At 71.6% G+C, this 7,049-nt stretch carries 7 protein-coding genes; 4 read left to right on the forward strand and 3 right to left on the reverse strand.

Going from position 1 to position 7,049, the window contains the following annotated elements; all coding sequences use genetic code 11:
- Positions 1–44: 44 nt before the first annotated feature.
- Complete coding sequence (locus ACFP2T_RS43725) at positions 45–629, reverse strand: hypothetical protein (protein ID WP_377432996.1); 585 nt, start codon at positions 627–629, stop codon at positions 45–47.
- Positions 626–1,879: a glycosyltransferase family 4 protein gene (locus ACFP2T_RS43730; RefSeq protein ID WP_377432997.1), complete on the reverse strand. Its 1,254-nt coding sequence runs from the start codon at positions 1,877–1,879 to the stop codon at positions 626–628. Before ACFP2T_RS43730 ends, ACFP2T_RS43725 begins: the two co-directional genes overlap by 4 nt.
- A gap of 245 nt (positions 1,880–2,124) precedes the next feature.
- On the opposite strand from ACFP2T_RS43730, the gene ACFP2T_RS43735 reads away from it, so the two are divergent.
- From ACFP2T_RS43735 to ACFP2T_RS43750, 4 genes are all read left to right on the forward strand, one after another.
- Positions 2,125–2,769, forward strand: a complete 645-nt coding sequence (locus tag ACFP2T_RS43735) for a class I SAM-dependent methyltransferase (RefSeq protein ID WP_377432999.1) — start codon at positions 2,125–2,127, stop codon at positions 2,767–2,769.
- Between the two features lie 55 nt (positions 2,770–2,824).
- Positions 2,825–3,655: a hypothetical protein gene (locus ACFP2T_RS43740; RefSeq protein ID WP_377433000.1), complete on the forward strand. Its 831-nt coding sequence runs from the start codon at positions 2,825–2,827 to the stop codon at positions 3,653–3,655.
- Between the two features lie 226 nt (positions 3,656–3,881).
- Complete coding sequence (wecB, locus tag ACFP2T_RS43745; protein WP_377433002.1) at positions 3,882–4,973, forward strand: non-hydrolyzing UDP-N-acetylglucosamine 2-epimerase; 1,092 nt, start codon at positions 3,882–3,884, stop codon at positions 4,971–4,973.
- Between the two features lie 200 nt (positions 4,974–5,173).
- Entirely contained in the window at positions 5,174–5,998 is an 825-nt protein-coding gene (locus ACFP2T_RS43750) for a class I SAM-dependent methyltransferase (RefSeq protein ID WP_377433004.1), read from the forward strand.
- Positions 5,999–6,062: 64 nt separating this feature from the next.
- Here ACFP2T_RS43750 and ACFP2T_RS43755 read toward each other — a convergent pair.
- Positions 6,063–7,049, reverse strand: a 987-nt coding sequence (locus ACFP2T_RS43755; RefSeq protein ID WP_377433005.1) for an arabinofuranosyltransferase, incomplete at its 5' end; no start/stop codon positions are given.

A 7,049-nucleotide genomic window follows, 5' to 3' on the forward strand; every position in this document is an offset into this window, starting at 1 on the left:
TGTCGCTCCCGGACGTCCAGGACAACCGGCCGGTTTCCGGGCATTCACCCTCGGCGGCCGGAGTCGGCCGACCCGGCCGGTGAGTCCGCGTCCGGAGCCGCGTAGTCGAGCCCGAAGGCGACCTGCGGATTCCACCCACTGGCGCCGTACCGTTCCAGGAGCCGGGCCGCGTACGGCATCGAGGGCGAGTCCGTCACCACGACAAGGTCGAAGGACGCACCGTCCAGGACGTGCCGCTGGACCAGGGACTGCGACACCTCGCCCCAGACCAGTCGGTACGACGGCGCGAGCACCCTGCGGTGTACCCGGTCCGCCAGCCGGAACTCGTACGCCGCCGCCGCGCGTCGGGCCCGCTGCCGCAGCGGTCCCCGACCCGCCGCCCGGAACAGCCCCCGGGGGACGTCGTAGAGCAGGCCGTGACCGATCCTCATCGGCAACTGGTCGGCCTCGATCCCCGACAACTCGACCACCCGGACGGCCGGGTCGAAGGTGACGTCGCGCCACAGCTTCGCGTGATCGATCAGGACGACCGCCTGCCCACCGTCGGCGACGACCTGGGCGGATTCGTCGGCGACCGCGCGCATCCGCCGGGCGCCGAGGGCGAAGAACAACACCTGCACGGTCGTCACTCCATCGAGTTGAGGGCGGCTTCCGGCGCGACCGGGGCCGGGCCGGACCCGACCGGATCGGGGAACCACACCCGGCGGTGCGCCTGGGCGACGGACGCGTAGCCGTACCGCTCCGCCAGCACCTCGTGGGCGTGCCGCAGGTCCACCTGCTGCGGGAACCGATCGCGGAGCCGCCGGTATCCGGCGACGATGGTGTCGGGATCGTCGTCGACGGCGATCAGCCCACCCGCGGCGTCCTCGATCCCGGCCAGCGTCTCCTCCGGTCCGCCGCAGCGGGTGACCAGCACCGGCATGCCGGCGGCGATCGCCTCCACCACCGTCATGCCGAAGGTCTCCAGCCGGCTCGGGTGGACCAGCAGATCGTGCTGGTGCATGAGTTCCAGCGCCGCCGTCGGCAGCACGAAGCCGGCGAAGGTGACCGCGTCCGCGATCCCCAGCGCGGCCGCCCGCGCGGTCAGGCTGGCCCGCAGCGGCCCGTCACCCACGAACGTCAGGGTCAGGGCCGGATCCTCGGCCCGGCACCTGGCGAACGCCTCCAGCAGCAGGGCCACGCCCTTGCGCTCGTTCAGCGATCCGACGTACAGCCAGCGGCGCAGCGCGGTGACCGGCCGATCCCGGCCGACGCCGAAGTCCACCGGGTTGGGCATGAACCCGATCCGGTCGGCGTGGTGCGGGAACGCCGCGACCAGTACCGAGCGCACCGCCTCGCCCACCGCGAAGAACCCGGCGGACCGGTGGATCACCTCGTCGTACATCGCCCGGGAATCAGGCTGCCGGAGCACGGCCGGCAGGAAGGTCGCGTGTTCCGTCACGAAGACCCGGGCGTCCGGGCGGGCGTTCTCCAGGGCCGTCCAGCCGCCCCGCAGTCCGACGTGCCCGTGCACGACCGGAGCGTCGATCGGTCGCCCGCCGAGCACGACCCCGACCGCCGCCGAGTGCCGCCGGGCGGCCTCGGCGTACGAGAGACCGGAGTGCACCGGGACCGGAACGTAGACCAGGCCGGCTCCGGTGACGGTGGTGGTCTCCCGGGCGCCTCGGGTCAGCAGTTCCCGGTGTGCCCGTACGATCGCCCTGTCCCCGCGCCGCGAGACCGGGGCACCCCACCCGTCGCAGTGGAAGACCGTGGCCCGGTCCCGCACCGTCGCGGTCGCCTCGACCATCGCCCGGACGAACGCGCCGCCGAACGGCACCTGTCTGGTCGGGTACCAGGGCGTGATGATGGCCACGTCTCGGGTGGCGGAGACCCTCACCGAATTCTCCTCGTCCTGGTCGTCGGCCTGGCCCGCGAGTCGCTGTACGGCGTCGTCGCCCCGGACCGGGGTCGGTGCCGCCGAGGACGACCGGGACCACCTCGAGGCGGAGGGCCCCGGCGAGTGTACGGCAACGCGCCTCGAACGGACATCTCGCCGATCCCTGGTAACGTCACCTGCTCAGTTGCGCCGGTTTTCTACCACACCGGCCCTATCCTCCCAATCTTGGAAGGAGGGTGGCGATCGTGGGTGATCTGCTCACCACCGAGGAGGCCGCCGCCTACTGGGACACCCGGCACCAGCGGGAGGGTGCCCTGCGGTCCGGCGGCGACGTGACGTACGACGAAGCCACCAACCAGATGTTCTACACGCTGCGGCTCAGCATCCTGCTCGACGTCATCGGTCACCACTCCAGCCCGGTCGCGCCGCTGTTCCTGCTGGACGCCGGCTGCGGCAAGGGCTGGTTCAGCCGGGCCCTGGCCCGGTTCGGGCACGCGGTCGACGGCATCGATCCGAGCCCGTCCGCGCTGGCGCAGTGCCGGGCCGAGGGTGGCGGCCCGCGCTACTTCTCCTCGACGCTCGCCGGCTGGCGCAGCCCGTGGCTCTACGACGTGGTGCTCTCGATCGACGTGGTCTTCCACATCCTCGACGACCAGGAGTGGGAACGGTCGCTGCGGAACCTGGCCTCGCTGGTCCGGTTGGGAGGCCGCCTCGTCGTCGCCGACTGGGGCGCCGACGAGGACCGGGTGTACGGCAACTACATGGTGGTCCGGGGCCGCGACCGGTACCTGCCGCTGCTCCGGGACTGCGGCCTGCGGTTCGACGCCTGGCGGCCGTACGGGTTCCGGGACAACCAGATCGGCTTCTACGTCTTCACCCGTACCGCCTGAGCGGCCACCACGGCCGCGACGGAGTTCACCCCTTACGAAGGGACGAGACACGGTCATGCGCATCCACGAACTGCTGCACGCCCACCTCGACGGGGTGGAACACGTCGTCGACGTCACGGACGAGCGGATCGACCTGCGGGACGCGCTGCGGCTGCCCGAGTCGGTGCGGTACACCAGATCCGGACTCGACGAGGTGACGGGTTCCGACCTCGGCGGGGGCACGCTGCTGCTCTGCGCGCCCGGTCCCACTCCGCCGGCACACACCGACCCCGACGCGCTGGCACCGCTGCTGCGCGAACTGCGTCCGGGCGCCCGGATGATCGCGGTGCTCGGCTGGCGGCTCGGGGAGCTTCCCTACCACCGGCTGCTGGGGCCATTGGTGGACGGCCGCTGCCAGATCCTCGCGGCGGCCCCGGTGGAGCGTGCTCCGGTACCCGGGGCGCAGAGCGCGATCGCCGTCGAGTGTGTGGAACGGCTGGCGGCGGTGCCGTCGTACCTCACCGCCCCGGGCACCGCGACCGGCGCCGGACCCGACGGCCCGGCCGCCGATCCCCTGCCCGCCCTGCTCCGGATGGCGAACGAGTACGTCTTCCTCGACCTGGTCTCCCGGCCACTGCGGCGCCGGATGATCGAGCTGGAGCGTGAGCTGGCCGACCGGAACGCCCGGATACCCGCGCTGGAGCGCGAGCTTGCCCGGTCGCAGGCCCGGGTCGCCACCCTGGAGTCGTCGCTCAGCTTCCAGGTCGGCGCCGTGGTGGCGAAAGGGATCCGCCGCCCCGTGCGCGCCGTGCGGCGGATGCCCCGGGTGTGGCCGTTCCCGCAGTCGGGCCGGAACGGCCGGCCCGCTCCCCCGGACGGTTCCCCTCGCCCGGACACCGACGCCTGACGCGCCGAGCGGCCGGGGCGACACGCCGGGGGCGCCGGGTACCGTTGCGGGTGGCCAGGTGACGCTCCGGAGGAGTCGGGGAGCGTGCTCCGGTGACCGGGTGACGTAGCGTGTTGGCGCCAGGGGCCGCGGAGACCGTCGGTGCGGGCGACGAGCACCATCCCGCCCGTGAACCTGGCGAAACCCACCTATCCCAGGTCAGCGCACACGCCAGGAGAAGACCGCAGTGAAGGTAGTCAGTGTCGTCGGGGCCCGTCCCCAACTGGTCAAACTCGCACCGATCGCCGCAGCGTTCGCGAACAGCGAGCACGACCACGTAATCGTGCATACCGGACAACACTACGACGCCGACCTCTCCGACGTGTTCTTCTCCGGCCTCGGAATACCCGATCCCGCCGTCCACCTCGGCGTCGGCTCCGGCAGTCACGGCGTGCAGACCGGCAACATCCTCGCCGCCCTGGACTCCGTCTTCACCGCCGAACGGCCGGACTGGGTGCTGGTCTACGGCGACACCAACTCGACGCTCGCCGGTGCGCTCTCCGCGGTCAAGCTGCACCTCCCGGTCGCCCACCTGGAGGCCGGCCTGCGCTCCTTCAACCGGCGGATGCCCGAGGAGCACAACCGGATCCTCACCGACCACGCCGCCGACCTGTTGCTCGCGCCGACCGAGGAGGCCATGCGGCACCTCGCCACCGAGGGACTCGCCAGCCGCTCCGTGCTCGTCGGTGACGTGATGGTGGACGTCTGCCTGCGGATCCGGGACGCCGTACTCGCCGGCCAGCACCCCACCCCCGTCCTGCCCGAGGGGATCGACGCCGACGCCCCCTACCTGCTCGCCACGCTGCACCGGGCGGAGAACACCGACGACCCCGAGCGGCTGGCCGGGCTCGTCGAGGCAATGGCCGGACTGAGCCTGCCGGTGGCGCTGCTCGCCCATCCCCGGCTGCTCGCCCGGGCCGAGGAGTACGGCATCAAGCTGGCCCAGGGATCGCTGCACGTCGGGCGCCCACTGCCGTACGCGGCCATGGTCGCCGCGGTGCTGCGCGCCGCCGGGGTGGTCACCGACTCCGGCGGGCTGCAGAAGGAGGCGTACCTGCTCGGCCGCCCCTGCACCACGCTCCGTCCGGAGACCGAGTGGCCGGAGACGCTCGTCGACGACTGGAACCGGCTGGTTCCCGAGCCTGGCCGGCTGGGCCCGGCGGGCTGGTCGGAGACGGCCACCCGGCCGGCGCCGGGCGCCGCGCGGAGCATGCCGTACGGCGACGGCCGGGCCGCCGTCCGGGTGGTGCAGGTCCTCCAGGAACGACTGCCGTCCTGACCCTGTGGCCGGCGCCTCCACCGGCCGGGTCGACCCGACCCGGCCGGCAGGCCGCGAATGTTTATCCCGTTGTGGGGCTCACCACGGCACCGTCACAGCGGCTAGTCTTCGTTGGATCGTGCGGCTCCCCGCCCCGGAAACCTGAGCGGACAGTCAGCCGCCGGGGTCCGGAAGAATATGTATATCGCTAGGACGGTGTCGTGGCAACGCTGTGGGAATTGATGGCCGAGCACATTCCCGATGACCATTCCCGCCAGGTGCACTCGCAGTACTACCTGGAAGAGGAGTTGACCGGGCCGGACTCGCCGTCCCTCGTCGTCGACCTCGGATGCGGCAACGGCGCCTCCGCGGGATGGGCCCGCAAGTGGCGGTCCGACGTCCTGTGGGTCGGGATCGACATCCTGCAGTCCGATCCCACCAAGGCCATCGAGGGCGAGCAGGTGCTCTTCTACGACGGCGTGAACCTGCCGTTCGCCGACAACTCGCTACCGCTGATCTACTCGAACCAGGTGTTCGAGCACGTCCGCCACCCGGAGCCGTTGCTGCGCGAGATCGCCCGGGTGCTCCAGCCCGGCGGGCTGTTCATCGGCAGCACCTCCCAGCTCGAGCCGTACCACCACTGGAGCCTGTGGAACTACACGGTCTACGGCTTCAAGGTGCTCGTCTCCGACGCCGGCCTGGAGCTCACCGAGGTGCGGCCCGGCATCGACGGGATCGCGCTGGTGCAGCGCCAGTGGTTCGGCCGTCGGCCCGAGCACGGGAGCTGGTTCAAGCGCTCGCCGCTGAACATGGAGATCGACAAGTGGGGTGTCACGACCAAGCGGCACGCCGCCCAGGTCAATCTTCGCAAGTTGCACTACTGCGGACAGTTCTCGTTCCGGGTCCAGAAGCCGGGCGGCCCACCCCGGGTCCGGCCCGTCCGGACCGACCTCGCGACACCGATCATCGATCCGACGCCCGTCGCCCGGAAGCGGCCCTTGCTGCGCCGCCTGGCCCGCAAGCTGCTGGCGGCGCCCCGCAAGTAGAACTGAACCGGGGCGGGCGGCGTCGGGTCCGACGCCGCCCGCCCCGCTCGGTCAGGGCAGCCGGTCAGTTCGGCAGGCGTACCGCCACCGCGGTGTTGCTGGGCAGGTCGGCGGCCACCCGCCAGTAGGTCGGGCTGAACTGCGCGGAATCGAACACCGCGTCGCCACCCCACACCCAGCCCTCCCCGCGCCGACGAAGTACGAAGACGTCGATGCCGCCGAACTCGGTGTCCGCCGAGGCGCGGGCGAACTCGGCCGGGTCCTTGATCGCCGCGATCCGGATGAGTTCGGCGTACCGCTCGTCCCACCTCGAGAAGGTGTTGGACGCCAGCCGCTCCACGGCGATGTAGCCGTCCCACGGGTAGTAGGCGAACATCCGCTCGTCGTAGGCGAGCGTCGAGGGCCGGGCTCCCTTGCCGAGCGTCCCCTCGACCACCTCGCGGATCGACTCGACCGGGAAGTAGGGGACGGTGACCCCCTTCGCCGCGTACCGGGGCCGGTTCCCGTTCGGCAACGGCTCCGCGTGCGCGAAGGTGACCAGGTTCGGCTCGGGCTGGCCCCCCGGCCGCCTGACGTCGTTCATCCCCCGTGGCGAGGGCATCCAGGTGCTCATGCTGGCCAGTCCCGCGACCACCAGCAGCGTCGCCGTGCTGAGCAGCGCGACACCGCGCAGTGAGCGTTTGGTCACCCGGCGGGCGAGCGCCGGTACCGCCGTGACGGCGGTCAGGACGCCGGCCGAGGCGAACACCAGGCCGATCAGCCGGGTGGTGTAGTGCAGGTAGAGGGTGTGGCCGTTGCCGACGAAGATCAGCACGAGCGCCCAGCGGTACACGTAGACACCCGCCACGAGCAGCAGCATCGGACGGGCCCACCACCGGGTCTTCCAGTACCAGACCAGCCCGAGCAGCCCGACGAGTTCGACCATGTAGAGCGGGGCGCCGAAGGGACTGGTCAGGAACCAGACACCGAGCGGGTCCTCGACGATCGAGGGCGAGATGAAGTAGTCGTTGACCCGTTCACCGTGAAGGGTGAAGGTGCCGTAGAGATAGGG

The organism is Plantactinospora solaniradicis, assembly GCF_042658085.1.
Taxonomy (GTDB): Bacteria; Actinomycetota; Actinomycetes; order Mycobacteriales; family Micromonosporaceae; genus Plantactinospora; species Plantactinospora solaniradicis.

Excerpts from the sequence above, each read along its gene's own strand:
- ACFP2T_RS43740 (WP_377433000.1), top strand. The coding sequence starts at position 2,825 with ATGCGCATCCACGAACTGCTGCACGCCCACCTCGACGGGGTGGAACAC.